Consider the following 19,647-nt stretch of genomic DNA (forward strand, 5'->3'; position numbering starts at 1 on the left):
CCGGCTCGCGGCGAAGGCGCGGTGACGGAAAGGGGGATCAGGGCGCGGCGGCGGCCGGGGGTGCGTCGCGGTCGTGGACGAGGACGCCGGCGGCGTAGGTGACGCGGACGGCCCGGTCGTCGCCCAGCACGGCGAGCACGAAGAGCAGTTCCTCGACGTCCTCGGCCCGGGCGGTGCGCCGGGCCAGCAGCGGGGTGGCCTTCGGGTCCAGCACCACGAAGTCGGCCTCGTGGCCGGGTTCCAGCGAGCCGACCGTTCCCTCCAGGCCCATCGCCTGCGCGCCGCCGCGGGTGGCGAGGTGGAACGCCTCGACCGCGTCCAGCGGGTAGCCGGTGAGCTTGGCGACCTTGTGGGCCTCGTTCATGGTCGCCAGCATCGAGAAGCTCGTCCCCGCGCCGACGTCCGTGCCCAGGCCGAGGCGCACCGGCCGGGCCGGGTCCTTGGCGGCGCGGACGCGGAACAGGCCGCTGCCGAGGAACAGGTTGGACGTGGGGCAGTGCGCGAGCGCCGTCCCGGTCTCGGAGCAGCGGGCCCGTTCCCGCCCGGTCAGGTGGACGCCGTGGGCGAGCACCGCGCGCGGGCCGAGCAGCCCGTGGTGGTCGTAGACGTCCAGGTAGCCGCTCCGCTCCGGGAACAGCGCGCGGACGCGGGCGACCTCGTCGGTGTTCTCCGAGACGTGCGTGTGCACCAGCGTCCCCGGGTGCTCCCGCCACAGGGCCCCGGCCGCCTCCAGCTGTTCGGGGGTGCTGGTGGGGGCGAAGCGCGGGGTGATCGCGTAGAGGTTGCGGCCCTTGCCGTGCCAGCGCTCGATCAGCGCCTTGGAGTCGTCGTAGCCGCGCCGGGCGGTGTCCAGCAGCGCGGCGGGGGCGTCGCGGTCCATCAGCACCTTCCCCGCCGCGATCCGCAGGTCGCGCCGGGACGCCTCCGCGAACAGGGCGTCCACCGACTGCGGGTGGACCGTGCAGAAGGCCAACGCGGTGGTGGTGCCGTTGCGCAGCAGCTCGTCGCAGAACGCGGCGGCCGTGTCCGCGGCGTACCGGGCGTCGGCGAAGCGCCGCTCCTCGGCGAACGCGTAGTGGTCCAGCCAGTCGTCCAGCCGCGAGCCGAACGCGGCGATGACGCCGGTCTGCGCGTAGTGGACGTGGGTGTCGACGAACCCGGCGCTGATCACGTGGTCCGGGTAGTGCACCGGGGCGGTGCCCGCGGGGAGCCGGTCGCGCAGCGCGGTGTGGTCGCCGATCGCGGTGATCCTGCCGTCCTCGCAGATCAGCAGGCCGTCGGGCTCGTGGACGAAGGACTCCGCCCGGTCGGTGAGGAACGGGTCGGCCCGGAACCAGACCATCCGCCCGCGTACCGCCGTCGTGCCCCGTGCTCCGGTTGCCGTTGCCATGGGGGAGTATCCCCACGGCGCTCCGCGGACGGTCAAACCGGCCCGACGACCTGGCGCGGCGTCATGCGGCCCGCCGGGGGCGCGGGGTGAGGGCGGCGTGCTCCAGCGGGGCGGACGGGTCGACGGAGAGGTCGAGCGGGGCGGGTGCGGCGCCGGAGCGGGCCAGCAGGTCGCCGATGGCGGCGACCATCGCGCCGTTGTCGGTGCACAGGCGCAGCGGCGGGACGCGCAGGGTGAGGCCGGCGGCGGCGCAGCGCTGCTCGGTCAGGGCGCGGACGCGGGAGTTGGCGGCGACGCCGCCGACCACGACGAGGGTGCTGATGCCGTGGTCGGTGCAGGCGCGGACGGCCTTGCGGGTGAGGGTGTCGGCGATCGCCTCCTGGAGGGAGGCGGCGGCGTCCGGGACGTTCGGTTCCGTTCCGGCGGCGCGGTGGGCCTCGGCCCAGCGGGCGGCGGCGGTCTTCAGGCCGGAGAAGGAGAAGGCGTACGGGTCGTCGTGCGGCCCGGTGAGCGGGCGGGGCAGCCGGACGGCGGCCGGGTCGCCGGTGCGGGCGGCGCGGTCGACGGCGGGGCCGCCGGGGTAGGGCAGGCCGAGGACGCGGGCGGTCTTGTCGAAGCACTCGCCGGCCGCGTCGTCCAGGGTGTCGCCGAGGTGGACGATCGGGTCGCGGGCCAGGTCGCGCACCAGCAGCAGCGAGGTGTGGCCGCCGGAGACGATCAGCACCACGCAGGGGTTCGGCAGCGGCCCGCCGTCCAGGGTGGCGGCGGCGACGTGCCCGGCCAGGTGGTGCACGCCGTACAGCGGCACGCCGAGCGAGAAGGCGTAGCCCTTCGCCGCGGCGACGCCGACCTGGAGCGCGCCGGACAGGCCGGGGCCGGTGGTGACGGCCACCGCGCCGACGTCGGCGAGGGTCAGCCCGGCGCGCTCCAGGGCCTCGCGCACCACCGGGGCCATCGCGTGGACGTGCGCGCGGGCGGCGATCTCCGGGACCACGCCGCCGTAGCGGGCGTGCTCGTCCATGCTGGAGGCCACCGCCTGCCCGAGCAGCACCCCGTCCCGCACCAGCCCCGCGCCCGTCTCGTCGCAGGACGACTCGATCCCCAGCACCACCGGCGACTTCGCCACCCGCCCGCCCTCCACTCCGCAATTGCTTTGCACTTGCATACAGTGTGCAGTAAGGGTCCGTGAAACGCGTACTTCCCGCTCTCCCGGGCTTTCCGGTCCCGGGCGCCCCGGGGGTGGGTTTTCGGCCAGGCGCTTGACCGCTCCGGAGATGACGGGACATGCTCAAGCCGCGTCGGACGCAGGGGGATATCCGGAGCAGAGCGACTTCCGACCCGCACTCCAGGGAGGTATGAGACCGTGCGTTCCGTTGCTCCTCCGGCGGTGGCGCCCGTCGCGTCGGGCCGGCTGCCGCTCCTCGGGCACCTGCCGCACCTGGCCGTCCGACGGGTGGAGTTCCTGCAGTCGGTCAGGGGCCAGGGCGACATCGTCAGGATCTTCCTGGGCAACCGGCCGGTGTTCGTCCTGAACTCACCCGAGGCGGTCCACGAGGTCATGGTCACGCAGGGCCGGAAGTTCGGCAAAGGGCTGCTGTTCGACGTCGCGCGCCCCTTCATCGGCAACGGCATCATCACCTCCGACCGGGACCTCCACCGGCGCCAACGGCGGGCGCTCCAACCCGCCTTCCGCCGCGACGGCATCGCCGCGTGCGTCGGCACGATGACCGGCATCGCGGAGGAGCAGGTGGCGGCCTGGCGACCGGGCGAGGTGATCGCCATGGACCTGGTGCTGCGCCGGATGATGACGGCCATGCTGGTCGCCACCCTGTTCAGCACCGAACGCCCGGACGGCGCCGCCGCGGTGGCTGCCCTCGGGGAGCGGGTGGCCGAACACCTGACCACGGTGATGCGCGGGGTCTTCGTGGGCACCGTCCTGCCCGCGCGGATCGCGGCCTCGCCCGCGCTCGGGCACCGCAGGTACCTGGCCGCGGCCGCCGCGCTGCGCGAACTCGCCGACACCGCCGTCCGGCAGGCCCGGCAGGACCCCGCCGGCCACGGCGACCTGCTGTCGGCCATGTTCGCCCCGACCCCCGGCAACCCGGACGGGATGACCGACACGGAGGCCCGCGACGAACTGCTGTCCCTGCTGATGGCCGGCGCCGAGACCACCTCGACCACGCTGGCCTGGGCGCTCCACGAACTCGGCCGGCGCCCGGAGATCACCGACCGGATCAAGGCGGAGTGCGACGCGCTGCCCGCCGACGCCCTCCCCGCCACCGCCGCGCTCCCCTTCACCGACCGCTTCCTCCGGGAGGTGCTCCGGCTGCACCAGCCCAGCTGGATCCTCATGCGGCGGGCCCTGGAACCGGTGCGGGTCCGCGGCGTCGAACTCCCCGCGGGCGCCGAGCTGATCTACAGCGCGGTGACGATGCACCGGGACCCCGCGCACTTCCCCGACCCCCTGCGGTTCGACCCGGACCGGTGGCTCGACCGCCCCGAGAAGGACCTCCCGCCGGGCGCCTACGTGCCGTTCGCCCTGGGCAACCGGAAGTGCATCGGGGACCACTTCGCGATGACCGAGATGCTGGTCGTCCTCCGCTCGATCGTTTCCCGGTGGCGTCCGCACCCGGTCCAGGGGCACCGGGTCCGGCCGGTGGTCCAGGCGCTGATCCGGCCCGACGCGCTGCCCATGCGCGTCTCGCCCTGGCCGACCCGCTGAACCCACCCCCCACGCCCACGGAGGCGCGCCCCACCATGACACCGACGGCAGAGACGACCGCGCCCGCCGACGCCCCCCGGCACCCGGCCCCGCCACCCCTCGCCCTCCCCTTCCCCGGCCGGACCAGCCCCGACCTGCGCGCCGCCCACGACCGCCACCTCGGCTGGCCGAAGTCCTTCGGGTTCCTCGCCTCGGAAGCGGAGGAGTCCCACCACCTCAAGGGCCAGTTCCCGCTGATCGCGGCCATGTTCTACCCGAACGCGACCGGAGCCGAACTGGACCTGGGCGTCGACCAGCAGAGCTGGTACTTCCTGTTCGACGACGCCCTCGACGAGCAGTGGGGTCGGTCGCCCGACCGGGTCCGGCACCTGGTCGGACTCGTCAAGGAGGGCGTCACCGGCGACGCGTCCCCGCTGCCGCTGGCCGCCGCCTTCGCCGACATGCGGCGGCGCAGCTGCCGGGGCATGCCCGAGGACTGGCGCCGGAGGTCGGCCGCCCACTGGTCCTCCTACCTCGACCACCACGTCCACGAGGCGCGCAGCCGCCGGGACGGCGTCCCGATGCCGCTGAGCGCCTACCTGCGGGTGCGGCGCCACACCATCGGCGTGGCACCGGTCATCGACCTCGCCGAGCGGCTCTCCTCGTGCGTCCTGCCCGACCACCTGTACACGCTGCCGCACCTGTCGGTCATGCGCGAGATGACCAAGACGTTCGTCATCTGCGACAACGACCTCGTCTCGCTGGACAAGGACGCGGCCCTGGGGAGCCGAACAACCTGGTGCTCTGCCTGGAGCGCGAGCACGGCCTCTCCCGGCCGGAAGCCCTGGCGCGTACCCGCCGCCGCCGCGCCGAGGCGCTGGACCTCTTCACCGCCGCCCAGCGCGCCCTGCTCGACCCGGCGGCGACCGGCCACCTCGCCCCGGCCGAACGCGAACTGCTGCGCCGCTACTGCACCGAGGCGCTGCAGACCACCGTCCGCGGCGCCCACGACTGGCACCACGCCTCCACCCGCTACCACGGGTAGCACGGGCAGCGCCGGCACCCGCCGGCACGACGAGCCGCCCCTCCCGGGGCCGACCCCACCGAGGAGCACGCACCGTGTCCGACCACCGCCCGGCCTCCTTCGTGGCCTCCGAACGGGACCGCCGCTGCCCCTTCGACCCGTCACCCGACCTGCTGCGCCTGCGCGGGGAGAGCGGCCTGCCGCGCCTGCGCGTCGTCCACCCGGTGCGCGGGGAGATCGAGGCCGCCGTCCTCACCCGGTACGAGGACGTCCGGGCCGCCTTCGCCGACGAACGCCTGGTGACGGGCGACGGCATCGACCCGGAACTGCCGCGCACCCTGTTCAACCACCCCGGCTTCCTGCCCGCCTACAGCGGACCGGAACACGCCCGCCTGCGCCGCATGCTCACCGGCAGCTTCACCGTCCGCCAGGTCGAACGGCTGCGGCCCGCGATCCGGGAGACGGTCGACGCCCACCTCGACGCCATGGCCGAGCACGGTCCCGGCATCGACCTGGTCGAGGCGTTCGCCCTGCCCGTCCCCTCCCTGGTGATCTGCGAACTGCTCGACGTCCCGTACGGGACGCGGTCGGTGTTCCAGCGCTGCGCACAGGTGATCATGGACGGGACGGCCGGAGCCGACCGGCTGGTGACCGCGTCGGCCGAACTGAACGCCGCCATGGCCGACACCGTCGCCCGCCACCGGGCCGCCCCGGGCCGCGGCGTGCTGGGCGCGGTGGTGCGGCAGCACGGCGCCGAACTCACCGACGACGAACTCGTCGGATTCGGCACCACCCTCCTGGTCGGCGGACACGAGACCACGGCGACCATGCTCGCCCTGAGCGTGCTGGCCCTGCTCCGCCACCCGGACCAACTCGCCGCCCTCCGCGACGACCCCGCGACCACCGGCCCGGCCGTCGAGGAACTCCTGCGCCACCTCGCCATCCCCGCCCCGCTGCTGCGCACCGCCGTGGCCGACGTCGAGGTCAACGGCCAGCGGATCGCCGCCGGCGAGCACGTGCTGCTCTCCCCGCTGACCGCGAACCGCGACCCCGCCCTCGTCCCGAACGCCCCGACGAACTCGACGTCCACCGCCGCCCGGTCGCCCAACTCTCCTTCGGCTTCGGCGTCCACCAGTGCCTGGGCCAGCAACTGGCCCGGCTGGAGCTGAGGATCGCCCTGCCGGCCCTGCTGCGCCGCTTCCCCGCCCTCCGGCTCGCCGTCCCCGAAACGGCCCTCCGATTCCGCCGGGGCTCGACGGTCTACGGCGTCGAGCAACTCCCGGTCGCCTGGTGACCGCACGGGCCGGATGACCGCACGGGCCGGGTGAGCGCGCGGGCCGGGCGACCGGCCGGAGCGGCCGGGGGCGATTTCGGCCGCGGGTTCCGCCGGCATGGTTGACCAAGTTGAAGCGGGCATGGCATTTTCGTGCGGCGCGGGCGTGCGCCGACCGGTCGCACGTCTGCAATCCCCACAAGGAGAGCCATGTTCAAGAGATTCGCCGCCGCGCTGGGCGCGGGCACGGTCGTCGCGGGCGCCCTGACCTTCGGTGCCGCTCCCGCGCAGGCCGTTCAGGCGGGCGATCTGACCTCCACCATCGCGCTGAGCAACTGCTCCGCCTCGCTGGTCCGCTACCCCAGCTCGGTGGAGACCGACCGGGCGCTGATGCTGACCAACGGCCACTGCCTGCCGACCATGCCGACGGCGGGTCAGGTCATCCAGAACGCGAGCGCCAGCCGCAGCGGCACGCTGCTCAACTCCGCCGGCACCTCGCTCGGCACCGTCCAGGCGGACAAGGTGCTGTACGCGACGATGACCGGCACCGACGTCGCGCTCTACCAGCTCACCGACACCTTCGCCTCGATCACCTCCAAGTACGGGGCGACGGCGCTGACGATCAGCGACACCCACCCGGTCGACGGGTCCTCGATGTACATACCCTCCTCGTACTGGAAGCAGGTGTGGAACTGCTCGATCAACGGGTTCGTCCCGACCCTGCGCGAGGACCAGTGGACCTGGCACGACTCGCTGCGCTACAGCGCCGGGTGCAACACCACGCACGGCACGTCCGGTTCGCCGATCGTCGACGCCGCCAGCCGGAAGGTCGTCGGCATCAACAACACCGGCAACGACGACGGCGCGACGTGCACCCTGAACAACCCGTGCGAGGTGGCCGCGGACGGCACCACGACCGTCACCAAGGGCCAGAGCTACGGTGAGGAGACCTACTGGTTCACCACCTGCCTGGGCACCGGCCGGGTCATCGACCTGAACGTCAGCGGCTGCCTGCTGACCAAGCCGGCCGGCGCCGCCGTGTCGGTGACCAACCCGGGCAACCAGTCCACCGCGGTCGGCGGCGCGGTCGGCCTCCAGATCACGGCTACCGGCGGCACCGCGCCGCTGACCTACTCGGCCACCGGCCTGCCCACCGGCCTGTCGATCAACGCCTCCACCGGCTTGATCAGCGGGACGCCCACCGCCGCGGGCGGCTCCTCGGTGACCGTCACCGTCAAGGACGCGGCCAACAAGACCGCCTCCACCACCTTCTCCTGGACGGTCACCGCCACCCAGGGCTCCTGCACCCCGGCCCAGCTGCTCGGCAACCCCGGCTTCGAGACCGGCACCGCCTCCCCCTGGACCGCCAGCTCCGGCGTGGTCAACAACTCCACCTCGCAGGCCGCCCACGGCGGTTCCTGGAAGGCCTGGCTGGACGGCTACGGCTCCGCCCACACCGACAGCCTCTCGCAGACCGTCACCATCCCGGCCGGTTGCAAGGCGACCCTGAGCTACTGGCTGCACGTCGACACCGCGGAGACCACCACCTCCAGCGCGTACGACAAGCTGACCGTCACGGTGAACGGCACCACGGTGGCCTCGTACTCGAACCTCAACAAGGCCACCGGCTACGCGCAGAAGACCGCTGACCTGTCGGCCTACGCCGGTCAGAGCGTCACGGTGAAGTTCAACGCGGTCGAGGACTCCTCGCTGCAGACCAGCTTCGTGATCGACGACACCGCGATCCAGACCGGCTGAACCCGGTAGCCCCCGGCGGAGGAAGCAGAACGCCGCCGGGTTGCGCACCCCCTCACACCGGCCCCCGAGACCCGATCGCGGTCTCGGGGGCCGACGCCGTTCGGGCCGGGAAACCTTGGAGAGCGCTCTCCTAAGATGGAGAGGGAACGGCGTCCAAGGCGGTTTCGATCGCGGCTCCTCCGCCCGGGACGTGGGTGCGGGAAGGCCCGGATGTGGCGCACCGGAACAGGTGTGATCCCTTGACAGGTTCAGGTGGGGGTCAGGAGAATTCGGGAGAGCGCTCTCTGTTCTTGCCGCCGTGGCCCACCCCACCCCGCGAGCCGCCGGCTCGCGTCCCCCACCGCCGACTGGAGCCGTCGTGCGCCGTTCCGATCACCGACCAGCCCTCGCCGGGCCCCTCGCCGCCCTGCTGGTGGCCGGGGCCCTCGCCGCCTTCGGCAGTCCGGCAGCGCGGGCCGCCGACCAGCCGTGGACCAACGCGTCCCAGACCCCGGACCAGCGCGCCGACGAACTGCTCGCGGCGATGACCCAGACCGAGAAGCTGACCATGCTGCACGGCGGGCCGTCCTGCGGCTACGCGGGCTGCATCCCGGCCAACACCCGACTCGGCATTCCCGCGCTGCACTTCCAGGACGGACCGGTGGGCGCCGGTGACGGCCTGACCGGGGTGACGCAGCTGGCGGCCCCGGTGGCCGGGGCGGCCAGCTGGGACCCGGACCTGATGCGCGCGTACGGCCAGGTGCTCGGCGCCGAGCAGTGGGGCAAGGGCACGAACGTGGTGCTCGCCCCGACGGTCAACATCGTCCGCGACCCGCGCTGGGGCCGGGCCTTCGAGTCGTTCGGCGAGGACCCGTACCTGGCCGGGCAGATCGGTGCCGCCGACATCGCGGGCATCCAGAGCCAGGGCCCGATGGCGCAGGTGAAGCACTTCGCGGTCTACAACCAGGAGACCAACCGCAACTCGCTCGCCGACAACGCGGTGGTCTCCGACCGCGCCGAGCGGGAGATCTACCTGCCCGCGTTCGAGGCCGCCGTCCGGCAGGGCGTCGACTCCGCGATGTGCTCGTACTCGGCCGTCAACGGCGCCTTCGCCTGCGAGAACGGGCCGCTGCTGAACGGCGTGCTCAAGGGCGACCTCGGCTTCAAGGGGTTCGTCACCGCGGACTGGGGCGCCACCCACTCCACCGTGGCCTCGGCCAACAACGGCCTGGACGTGGAGATGCCCGGCAGCGACTACTACGGCAGCGCGCTGACCAACGCCGTCGGCGCGGGCCAGGTGTCGCAGGCGACCGTCGACGATCACGTCCGCCGGGTGCTGGTGTCGATGTTCCGCCGCGGGCTCTTCGACAAGGCGCAGAACGGCAACCGGGACGCGGTCGTCACCACCGCCGCGAACGCCGCCGTCGCGCAGCGGGTCGCGCAGGAGGGCAGCGTCCTGCTGAAGAACAGCGCCTCGGTGCTGCCGGTGGCGCCGTCGGTGAAGTCGATCGCGGTGATCGGCGAGGACGCCGGGGCCGGGGTGATGACCCAGGGCGGCGGCAGCGCCGCCGTCAACGCCCCGCACGTGGTGACGCCCTACCAGGGCATCAAGGCCCGGGCCGGCGCCGGGACCACGGTGACGTTCGCCCAGGGCGGGCCGTCCGCCGACGGCTCGCTGCCGCCGGTGCCGGCCACCGCGCTCAAGCCGTCCTCGGGCAGCGGCAGCGGCCTGTACGGCGAGTACCACAACAGCACCGACCTCTCCGGGCCGGTGGTGGCCAGCCGGGTCGACGCGGGCGTCGACACGGTCTGGGGCGGCCAGTCGCCCGCCGCCGGGGTCAACGCCACCAACTGGTCGGTGAAGTGGACCGGCACGCTGACCCCGCCCGCCAGCGGCAGCTACCAGTTCTCGCTGAACAGCGACGACGGCAGCCGACTGCTCGTCAACGGGCAGCAGGTCATCAACAACTGGTACAACCAGGGCCCGACCACCCGCACCGGCAGCATCACCCTGACGGCCGGTCAGCCGGTGAACGTCGAGGTCGACTACTACCAGGCCGGCGGCGGCAGCAACGCCACGCTCGGCTGGTCGGTGCCCGGCCAGAGCGCCCACGACCAGGCCGTGACGGCGGCCCGGAACTCCGAGCTCGCGCTCGTCTTCGTCAGCGACTTCCAGTCCGAGGGCTCCGACCTGCGCGACATCGACCTGTCGGCCGCGCAGAACCAGCTCGTCGCGGACGTGGCCGCCGTCAACCCGCACACCGTCGTGGTCGTCAACAGCGGCTCCGCGGTCACCATGCCCTGGGCCGGCGCGGTGCAGGGCATCGTGGCCAACTGGTACCCGGGGCAGGAGGCGGGCTCGGCGATCGCCGCGCTGCTCTACGGGGACGTCAACTTTTCCGGCAAGCTGCCGGTGACCTTCCCGAAGTCGCTCGCCGACGTGCCCGCCGCGAGCACCGCGCAGTGGCCCGGCCAGAACGGCAGCGTGCAGTACTCGGAGGGCGTGAACGTCGGCTACCGCTGGTACGACGCGAAGAACAAGGAGCCGCTCTACCCCTTCGGGTACGGCCTCTCCTACACCACCTTCGGCTACTCCGGCCTCACCGTCTCCGCGCCGGACGCCGCGGGCGACGTGGCCGTCGGTTTCGACGTCACCAACACCGGCACCCGGGCCGGCTCCGAGGTCGCCCAGGTCTACGTCGGCCAGCCCGCCGCCGGCGGCGAGCCGCCGAAGAGCCTGCGCGGCTTCCGGAAGGTCACCCTGGACCCCGGCCGGACCGAGCACGTCGCGCTGACCCTGGACGCCCGCAGCTTCCAGTACTGGGCGGGCTCCTGGACGACCGCCCCCGGCACCCACACCGTCTCCGTCGGCTCCTCCTCCCGCGACCTGCGCCTCACCGGCCAGACCACCGTCACCGGCGGCGGCACCGGCGGCGGTCTGACCCTGCTGCCGCGGACGGGGTGGTCGGCGTCGGCGTCCTCGACGGGCGGGGGTGACGTTCCGGCGAACATGTTGGACGGGGTGGCCGGTTCGCGGTGGTCGTCGGGCGTGCCGATGGCGGCGGGGCAGTCGGTGACGGTGGACACCGGTGCGGTGCGGTCGCTGGCGCGGATCACGATGGACTCGGGTGGCAGTGCGAACGACTACGCGCGGGTTACCAGGTGTTCCTGTCCTCGGACGGGGTGTCGTGGGGTTCGGCGGTGGCGTCGGGCAGCGGGACGGGGGCGCTGGTGACGGTGGACTTCCCGGCGCAGAACGCCCGGTACGTGAAGGTGGTGCAGACCGGGGCGTCCACCTCCTGGTGGTCGATCGCAGAGTTCAACGCCTACACCAGTGGCGGGAGTTCGGGCGGCGGCGGGACGAGCGTGCTGTCGCGGACGGGGTGGTCGGCGTCGGCGTCCTCGACGGGCGGGGGTGACGTTCCGGCGAACATGCTGGACGGGGTGGCCGGTTCGCGGTGGTCGTCGGGCGTGCCGATGGCGGCGGGGCAGTCGGTGACGGTGGACACCGGTGCGGTGCGGTCGCTGGCGCGGATCACGATGGACTCGGGCGGTAGTGCGAACGACTACGCGCGGGGCTACCAGGTGTTCCTGTCCTCGGACGGGGTGTCGTGGGGTTCGGCGGTGGCGTCGGGCAGCGGGACGGGGGCGCTGGTGACGGTGGACTTCCCGGCGCAGAACGCCCGGTACGTGAAGGTGGTGCAGACCGGGGCGTCCACCTCCTGGTGGTCGATCGCAGAGTTCAACGCCTACACCAGTGGCGGGAGTTCGGGCGGCGGCGGGACGAGCGTGCTGTCGCGGACGGGGTGGTCGGCGTCGGCGTCCTCGACGGGCGGGGTGACGTTCCGGCGAACATGCTGGACGGGGTGGCCGGTTCGCGGTGGTCGTCGGGCGTGCCGATGGCGGCGGGGCAGTCGGTGACGGTGGACACCGGTGCGGTGCGGTCGCTGGCGCGGATCACGATGGACTCGGGCGGTAGTGCGAACGACTACGCGCGGGGCTACCAGGTGTTCCTGTCCTCGGACGGGGTGTCGTGGGGTTCGGCGGTGGCGTCGGGCAGCGGGACGGGGGCGCTGGTGACGGTGGACTTCCCGGCGCAGAACGCCCGGTACGTGAAGGTGGTGCAGACCGGGGCGTCCACCTCCTGGTGGTCGATCGCCGAGTTCAACGCCTACGGCTGAGCCGGTCCTGACGCCGCGGGGGCTGCCTCCCCCGCGGACCGGAGGTGGTCAGCGCCTTCCCGACGCCGCTCGGGGAGGCGCTGACCGGTCCGGTGCCCCGGCGGCGGGAAGCCGGTCTCCCGCCCACGGGTGCGGGCGGGTCGTGGCGCCCGGTCGCCACCGGGTTTTACAACGTTATACAGAGCCTGAGGGTCGTCGGCAAGGGTGCGTCGGTGCCCGTCGGCGGCCCTCCGGCCTTTCCGGTGAGTCGCCCGCTGCCGCTGCTGATCATGGGAATCGATCCGCGACGATCCCTGTCGGAGCACTGGACACCGCTCCCGCCGCATGCTGTCATGCCGTTGCCCCCAGGTTTCTAACGTTGGAATTCTCCTCGGGAGGAGAATGTCATGCCCATGAACCGCAGGCAGTTCGTCGGCAGCGCCGCCGCCGTCGGCGCCGGCCTCTCGTTGCCCGCACCGGCCGACGCGCTCGCCGCCCCCGCACGTCCAGCCCCCGCCCGGCCCGCCGCCGCGACGGCCGCCGCCGCGACGGTCGCCCCCGCCCCGGGCGGCCTCTACTTCCCCAACGCGGCGCCGCTGGCCCCCGTCGCGTTCCTGCGCCTGCCGCCCGGCAGCATCACCGCGGCCGGCTGGCTCGACGGCCAGCTGCGGCTCCAACTCGCCGGCCTGTGCGGCCGCTACGACCAGCTCTCGCACTTCCTCGACCTGAACACCAGCGGCTGGACCCACCCCGACCGGGTCGGCTGGGAGGAAGTCCCGTACTGGCTGCGCGGCTACGTCGACCTGGCCGTCGCCACCCGCGACGCCACCGCCCTCGCCACCGCCCGCCGCTGGATCGACGCGATCGTCGCCACCCGGCAGTCCGACGGCTTCTTCGGGCCGACCGCCCTGCGCACCTCGCTCAACGGCGGACCGGACTTCTGGCCGTTCCTGCCGCTCACCTGGGCGCTGCGCAGCTGGCAGGAGTACAGCGGCGACACCCGGATCATCCCGCTGCTCAGCGCCTTCTTCCGCTACATGAACGCCCAGGGCCCCGGCGCGTTCAACAGCAGCTGGGTCTCGGTGCGCTGGGGCGACGCGCTGGACAGCGTCTTCTGGCTCTACAACCGCACCGGCGACGCCTTCCTGCTCTCCCTGGCCGACAAGATCCACACCTACGGCGCGAACTGGACCGACAACCTGCCCAGCCTGCACAACGTCAACATCGCGCAGGGCTTCCGCGAACCCGCCCAGTACGCGCTGCGCTCCCCGTCCACCACCCTGACCGGCTCCGCGTACCGCACCTACGACAAGGTGATGGCGCAGTACGGCCAGTTCCCCGGCGGCGGCTTCGCGGGGGACGAGAACGCCCGGCCCGGCTTCGGCGACCCGCGCCAGGGCTTCGAGACCTGCGGCGTCGTCGAGTTCATGGCCAGCCACCAGCTGCTGAACCGGATCACCGGCGACCCGCTCTGGGCCGACCGCTGCGAGGACCTCGCCTTCAACTCGCTGCCCGCCGCGCTCGACCCCGACGGCAAGGCCGTGCACTACATCACCAGCGCCAACAGCGTCGACCTCGACAACACACCCAAGAGCCAGGGCCAGTTCCAGAACGGCTTCGCCATGCAGGCGTTCATGCCCGGCGTCGACCAGTACCGCTGCTGCCCGCACAACTACGGCATGGGCTGGCCCTACTTCCTGGAGGAACTCTGGCTCGCCACCCCCGACAACGGACTCGCCGCCGCCATGTACGCCGCCTGCTCGGTCACCGCCAAGGTCGCCGACGGCACGGCGGTCACCTTCACCGAGACCACCGACTACCCGTTCGCCGAGACCGTCACGCTGCGCCTGAGCACCCCCAAGCCGCTGGACTTCCCGCTCTACCTGCGCGTCCCCGGCTGGTGCGCCGCGCCCGCCCTCACCGTCAACGGCGCCGCCGTCAGCGCCCCCGCCGGACCGGCCTACACCGTCGTCCGCCGGACCTGGCGCGACGGCGACACCGTCGTGCTGCGCCTGCCGCAGCGCACCACCGTCCGCACCTGGGCCGCCAACCGCGGCAGCGTCTCGGTCGACCACGGCCCGCTGACGTACGCGCTGCGGATCGGCGAGAACTACCAGCAGTACGCCGGCACCGCCGCCTTCCCCGAGTACGCCGTGCACGCCACCACGCCCTGGAACTACGGCCTCGCGCTGGACGCCGGGAGCCCCGCCTTCACCGCCGCCGGGGGAGCGCTCCCGGCCAACCCCTTCACCCAGGCCGGCACCCCGGTGCGGATCACCGTGCCCGCCCGCCGCGTCCCCGAGTGGCAGGCCGACGGCCAGCACGTGGTCACCCCGCTGCAGAACAGCCCCGCCCGCAGCACCGCGCCCGTCGAGACCGTCACCCTCATCCCGATGGGCGCGGCCCGGCTGCGGATCTCCGCCTTCCCCACCACCTCCCCGAACGGCACGCCCTGGACCACCGGCGGCGCCTCGTTCCGGCTGCGCAACCGCAACTCGGGCAAGGTGCTGGGCGTGGACGGCATGTCGACGGCCGACAGCGCCCGGGTGGTGCAGTTCGCCGACAGCGGGACGGCCGACCACCTGTGGCAGCTGGTCGACAACGGCGACGGCTGGCTGCGCATCCGCAACGTCAACTCCGGCAAGGTGCTGGGCGTCGACGTGATGTCCACGGCGGACAGCGCGCGGGTGGTGCAGTTCGCGGACAACGGCACCGCCGACCACCTGTGGCAGCTGGTCGACAACGGCGACGGCTGGTTCCGGCTGCGCAACCGCAACTCCGGCAAGGTGCTGGGCGTGGACGGCATGTCGACCGCGGACAGCGCGCAGGTGGTGCAGTTCGCCGACAGCGGCACCGCCGACCACCTCTGGCAGCTCCAGCCCGACGGCCAGGTCCGGGTCCAGAACCGCAACTCGGGCAAGGTGCTGGGCGTGGACGGCATGTCGACGGCCGACAGCGCGCAGGTGGTGCAGTTCGCCGACAGCGGCACCGCCGACCACCTGTGGACCTTCCTGGCCGACGCCGACGGCTGGTTCCGCATCCGCAACGTCAACTCCGGCAAGGTGCTGGGCGTCGACGGCATGTCGACCGCCGACAGCGCGCGGGTGGTGCAGTTCGCGGACAACGGCACCGCCGACCACCAGTGGCGCCTGGTCGACAACGGCGACGGCTGGTTCCGGCTGCGCAACCGCAACTCCGGCAAGGTGCTGGGCGTGGACGGCATGTCGACCGCGGACAGCGCCCGGGTGGTGCAGTTCGCCGACAGCGGCACCGCCGACCACCTCTGGCAGCTGCGCTGACCCCGCCGCACTCCGCGCCACCGCGACCCCGCACCGCCCTTCCCCACCCGTTCGTTGGAGGAGCACCGATGCACCGACCGCCCCCCGCCGCCGCAGCCGCAGCCGCGCTCCGCAGCCGGACGGCCGCCCTGCTCGCCGTCCTCGTGACGGCCGCCGCCCTGCTGCTGGCGGCCGGGCAGGCCCCGGCCCGGGCCGCCGCCTGGACGCCCAAATCGCCGCCGATGACCACCCCGTGGACCGCCCAGGTCCCCGTCGACCACCCGCTGCCGGAGTACCCGCGCCCGCAGCTCACCCGCCCCGACTGGCTCAACCTCAACGGCATCTGGGACTTCGCCGTCACCCCGGCCGGCGCCGGCCAGCCCGCGACCTTCGGCGAGCAGATCCGCGTCCCGTTCGTCGCCGAGTCCGCGCTCTCCGGCATCCAGCGGCAGATCACCCAGAACGACCGGCTCTGGTACAAGCGCACCTTCACCGTCCCGGCGAACTGGTCCGGCCGCCGCGTCCTGCTCAACTTCGGCGCCTCCGACTGGCAGACTACCGTCCGGGTCAACGGCACCCAGGTCGGCGCCGTGCACAGCGGCGGCTACGACGCCTTCGGCTACGACATCACCCCGTACCTCAACGGCGGCACCAACACCGTCGTGGTCTCGGTCTGGGACCCGACCCAGACCGGCGGCGGCGCGGTCGGCAAGCAGCGCAACACCAACGGCGTCCTGCCGCACTCCGGCGGCGGCATCTTCTACACCGCCGCGTCCGGGATCTGGCAGACCGTCTGGCTGGAGCCCGTCGCCGCCGCCCACCTCAGCCGCCTCGACCTGGTGCCCGACCCCGCCGCCGGCACCGTCCGGGCCACCGCCCTCGCCGACGGCGCCGCCGGCCAGAGCGTGCGGGTCACCGTCTCCACCGGCGGCACCGTGGTCGGCACCGCCACCGGCCAGGTCGGCGCGCCGATCACCGTGCCCGTCCCCGGCGCCCGCCTGTGGACCCCCGAGGACCCGTTCCTCTACGACGTCCGCGCCGACCTGCTGTCCGGCGCCACCACCGTCGACTCCGTCGGCAGCTACACCGGCATCCGCTCGATCGCCGTCGCCACCGTCAACGGCGTCCAACGCCCGGTCCTGAACGGGAAGTTCGTCTTCCAGACCGGCACCCTCGACCAGGGCTACTGGCCCGACGGCATCTACACCGCCCCCACCGACGACGCGCTCAAGTCCGACCTCCAGGCGCACAAGGACCTCGGCTTCAACCTGGTCCGCAAGCACATCAAGGTCGAGCCGCAGCGCTGGTTCTACTGGGCCGACCGGCTCGGCCTGCTGGTCTGGCAGGACATGCCCGCGATGGACACCCGCACCCCGACGCCGCCGCCCGCACCCAGTGGGAGGCCGAGTACCACCGGATCATCGACCAGCACCGCAGCTCGCCCGCGCTGATCCAGTGGGTCGACGAGAACGAGGGCTGGGGCCAGTACGACCAGGCCCGGATCGCCGCCGACGTCAAGGCGTACGACCCCTCCCGGCTGGTCGACAACATGAGCGGCGTCAACTGCTGCGGCGCCGTCGACGGCGGCAACGGCGACGTGGTCGACAACCACGTCTACGTCGGCCCCGGCGCCACCACCCCCACCGCCACCCGGGCCGCCGTCCTCGGCGAGTACGGCGGCCTCGGCCTGCGGGTGGCCGGCCACGAGTGGTACCCCGGCGGCGGCTTCAGCTACGAGGACCAGCCCAGCACGGCCGCCCTCAACGACCGCCTCGTCAACCTGCTCGACAGCCTGCGCACCGGCCAGATGCCCGCCGGGCTCTCCGCCTCCGTCTACACCGAGATCACCGACGTCGAGAACGAGGCCAACGGGCTGCTCAGCTACGACCGCCAGACGGTCAAGGTGGACGCCGCCCGGGTCCGGGCCGCCAACCTCGCCCTGATCGCGGCCTCCCGCACCACCCCCGCCAACCCCACCCTGCCCACCGGCCAGTACACGTCGCTGCGCGCCACCACCGCCTGCTGCACCGACCGCTACCTGCGCCACTACGACGGCCTCGCCACCACCGAGCACGTCGACGCCGCCAGCAGCGCGCTGCTGAAGGCCGACGCCACCTGGAAGGTCGTCCCCGGCCTGGCCGACCCCGCCTGCTACTCCTTCGAATCGCGCAACTACCCCGGCCAGTACCTGCGCCACCGCGACAGCCGGGTCCACCGCGAGGCCGGCAGCGACGCCCTCTTCCGCGCCGACGCCACCTTCTGCGCCCGGCCCGGAACCGGCGGCGTCCGCCTCACCGCCTACAACTACCCCGACCGCTACCTGCGCCACTTCGACTCCCAGGTGTGGATCGCCACCTACGGCGGCGGCAACCCGTGGGACGGCAACACCCCCTCGTTCGTCGCCGACACCACCTGGTCCGTCGACGCCCCCTGGGCGCCCTGACCGACCCGGCAGCACCGACCGGCTGCGGCCGGGCCGACCCCGGCCCGGCCGCAGCCGCGTCCCCCCGCCCGTCCCCCCGTTCCCCCGCAGCACCAGGAGACCCCCGTGACCGTGTCCCGCCCCCTGCGCGCCGCCCTGCTCTCCACCGCCGTGCTGGCCGCGGCGCTGCCCGGCGTCAGCGCCGCCGCCCCCGCCGCGGCCGTCACCGCCGCGATCTGCAACAAGTACTGCGACACCCGCGACCCCGCCCTCAGCCCGCAGGACCGGCAGCCGGTCTCCGCGACGCTCTCGGGCCGCACGCTCGCCCTGCACTTCGACGACGCCGACGCCATGGGATGGGCCTCGATCACCGGCGGCGCGGCCGGCGACGAGGTGTGGCTGGACCGCTCCATGGACGGCGGCCGGACCTGGACCGGCGGCAGCAAGCTCGGCGACACCAAGGTCCCGGCGGGCGGCAGCGGCTGGCGCACCCTGATGTACAACGTGGACGACTGGAACACCCGCGGCGTCGGCGCGCTGCGGGCCTGCGGACAGGTCGGCACGGCCCTCGCCTGCACCCCCTGGGCGCGCACCACCTGGAACGCCTGGGACCGGCGCACCGCCGCCGCCACCGCCCTGATGGCCTCCTTCGACCGCACCACCAAGCTCTTCGGCGGCAACGGCTGGTGGACCGGCGCCAACGCGCTCACCGCGATCATCGACAACGCCCGGCTCACCGGCATGGGCAGCTACACCTACGCCATCGCCGAGACGTACGACAAGAACATCAACGCGCAGGGCGGCAACTTCACCAACGAGTACCTGGACGACACCGGCTGGTGGGGCCTGGCTTGGGTGGCCGCCTACGACCAGACCGGCGACGGCCGCTACCTGGCCACCGCCCGTGCCGACGCCGACCACATGACCGCCAACTGGACCGGCTCCTGCGGCGGCGGCGTGCGCTGGAACACCGGCAGCACCTACAAGAACGCGATCACCAACGAGCTGTACCTCCAGCTCACCGCCGCCCTGCACAACCGCATCCCCGGCGACACCGCCTACCTCCAGCGGGCCCGCGACGAGTGGACCTGGTTCCGGGGCAGCGGCATGGTCAACGCCGACCACCTCGTCAACGACGGCCTGAACGACGCCTGCGCCAACAACGGCCAGCCCACCTGGACGTACAACCAGGGCGTGGTCCTCGGCGGCCTGACCGAGCTCTACCGGGCCACCGGCGACGCGAGCCTGCTCACCACCGCGCGCACCCTCGCCGACGCCTCCACCACCCGGCTGACCAGCGGGGGAGTGCTGCGCGAACCCGGCGAGGGCGACGGCTGCACCGGCGACGGCCCCTCCTTCAAGGGCGCCTACGTCCGCGGCCTGGGCCGGCTCAACACCCAGCTGTCCGACCACCCCTACGCGCCGACCCTCACCGCCTGGGCGAACTCCGCCTTCGCCAAGGACCGCAACCCGCTCGACCAGTACGGCCCGCACTGGGCGGGCGGCCCCGGCAGCACCGACTACGGCTGCCAGCAGAGCGCCCTCGACCTGCTCAACGCGGCCGGCTGAGACCTGCCCCGGCGTGCCGCCCGCCCGCCGCCCCGGCGTGCCGCCCCCCGGGCACGGCGGTGCCGCCCGCCCCGGTCGGGGGCGGGCGGCACC

General features: G+C 73.4%; 10 protein-coding genes and 6 pseudogenes. 12 read left to right on the top strand and 4 right to left on the bottom strand.

What is annotated here, in order from left to right:
- Positions 1-37: 37 nt before the first annotated feature.
- The gene (gene guaD / locus QMQ26_RS34900) at positions 38-1,342 is read right to left on the bottom strand and encodes a guanine deaminase (RefSeq protein WP_404814020.1); all 1,305 of its coding nucleotides are present in this window, start codon (positions 1,340-1,342) and stop codon (positions 38-40) included.
- 109 nt (positions 1,343-1,451) lie between these two features.
- Complete coding sequence (gene tsaD, locus QMQ26_RS34905) at positions 1,452-2,501, bottom strand: tRNA (adenosine(37)-N6)-threonylcarbamoyltransferase complex transferase subunit TsaD (protein ID WP_404814237.1); 1,050 nt, start codon at positions 2,499-2,501, stop codon at positions 1,452-1,454.
- A 276-nt stretch (positions 2,502-2,777) separates the two neighbouring features.
- On the opposite strand from tsaD, the gene QMQ26_RS34910 reads away from it, so the two are divergent.
- The 7 genes and pseudogenes from QMQ26_RS34910 (at position 2,778) to QMQ26_RS34935 (ending at position 11,360) form a co-directional block, all read left to right on the top strand.
- Positions 2,778-4,112: a cytochrome P450 gene (locus QMQ26_RS34910; RefSeq protein ID WP_282204113.1), complete on the top strand. Its 1,335-nt coding sequence runs from the start codon at positions 2,778-2,780 to the stop codon at positions 4,110-4,112.
- A 245-nt stretch (positions 4,113-4,357) separates the two neighbouring features.
- A pseudogene (locus QMQ26_RS38520) lies at positions 4,358-4,816 on the top strand (terpene synthase family protein); the annotation flags it as partial.
- A gap of 74 nt (positions 4,817-4,890) precedes the next feature.
- Positions 4,891-5,136 carry a hypothetical protein gene (locus tag QMQ26_RS34915; RefSeq protein WP_282204114.1) on the top strand — a complete coding sequence of 82 codons (246 nt, stop codon included), beginning with the start codon at positions 4,891-4,893 and terminating at the stop codon, positions 5,134-5,136.
- A 656-nt stretch (positions 5,137-5,792) separates the two neighbouring features.
- Positions 5,793-6,409 (top strand): annotated as a pseudogene (locus QMQ26_RS34920) (cytochrome P450).
- Between the two features lie 399 nt (positions 6,410-6,808).
- Positions 6,809-7,168: pseudogene (locus QMQ26_RS34925) on the top strand (putative Ig domain-containing protein); the annotation flags it as partial.
- Positions 7,169-7,417: 249 nt separating this feature from the next.
- Positions 7,418-8,146, top strand: a pseudogene (locus QMQ26_RS34930) (putative Ig domain-containing protein); the annotation flags it as partial.
- A 358-nt stretch (positions 8,147-8,504) separates the two neighbouring features.
- Positions 8,505-11,360 carry a beta-glucosidase gene (locus tag QMQ26_RS34935; RefSeq protein WP_282204115.1) on the top strand — a complete coding sequence of 952 codons (2,856 nt, stop codon included), beginning with the start codon at positions 8,505-8,507 and terminating at the stop codon, positions 11,358-11,360.
- Here the strand turns inward: QMQ26_RS34935 and QMQ26_RS34940 are convergent.
- Together QMQ26_RS34940 and QMQ26_RS34945 are read right to left on the bottom strand one after the other, a co-directional pair.
- The gene (locus tag QMQ26_RS34940) at positions 11,281-11,448 is read right to left on the bottom strand and encodes a hypothetical protein (RefSeq protein WP_282204116.1); all 168 of its coding nucleotides are present in this window, start codon (positions 11,446-11,448) and stop codon (positions 11,281-11,283) included. The two genes, QMQ26_RS34935 and QMQ26_RS34940, sit on opposite strands and share 80 nt — an antisense overlap.
- A gap of 3 nt (positions 11,449-11,451) precedes the next feature.
- On the bottom strand, positions 11,452-11,664 hold the full coding sequence (locus QMQ26_RS34945; RefSeq protein ID WP_282204117.1) for a hypothetical protein: 213 nt from the start codon (positions 11,662-11,664) through the stop codon (positions 11,452-11,454).
- Here QMQ26_RS34945 and QMQ26_RS38525 point away from each other — a divergent pair.
- The 5 genes and pseudogenes from QMQ26_RS38525 to QMQ26_RS34970 form a co-directional block, all read left to right on the top strand.
- A pseudogene (locus QMQ26_RS38525) lies at positions 11,570-11,809 on the top strand (discoidin domain-containing protein); the annotation flags it as partial. The gene QMQ26_RS34945 and the pseudogene QMQ26_RS38525 sit on opposite strands and share 95 nt — an antisense overlap.
- 41 nt (positions 11,810-11,850) lie before the next feature.
- On the top strand, positions 11,851-12,306 hold the full coding sequence (locus tag QMQ26_RS34955) for a discoidin domain-containing protein (protein ID WP_282204118.1): 456 nt from the start codon (positions 11,851-11,853) through the stop codon (positions 12,304-12,306).
- Positions 12,307-12,692: 386 nt separating this feature from the next.
- Positions 12,693-15,584 (top strand): RICIN domain-containing protein, encoded by a 2,892-nt coding sequence (locus QMQ26_RS34960; protein WP_282204119.1) that lies wholly within the window; start codon positions 12,693-12,695, stop codon positions 15,582-15,584.
- Positions 15,585-15,652: 68 nt separating this feature from the next.
- Positions 15,653-18,006, top strand: a pseudogene (locus QMQ26_RS34965) (AbfB domain-containing protein).
- Positions 18,007-18,156: 150 nt separating this feature from the next.
- On the top strand, positions 18,157-19,554 hold the full coding sequence (locus QMQ26_RS34970) for a glycoside hydrolase family 76 protein (protein ID WP_404814238.1): 1,398 nt from the start codon (positions 18,157-18,159) through the stop codon (positions 19,552-19,554).
- Positions 19,555-19,647: the final 93 nt, after the last annotated feature.

Source organism: Kitasatospora fiedleri, from assembly GCF_948472415.1.
Classification (GTDB): domain Bacteria; phylum Actinomycetota; class Actinomycetes; order Streptomycetales; family Streptomycetaceae; genus Kitasatospora; species Kitasatospora fiedleri.

Excerpts from the sequence above, each read along its gene's own strand:
- QMQ26_RS34960 (WP_282204119.1), top strand. The coding sequence starts at position 12,693 with ATGCCCATGAACCGCAGGCAGTTCGTCGGCAGCGCCGCCGCCGTCGGC.
- guaD (WP_404814020.1), bottom strand. The coding sequence starts at position 1,342 with ATGGTCTGGTTCCGGGCCGACCCGTTCCTCACCGACCGGGCGGAGTCC.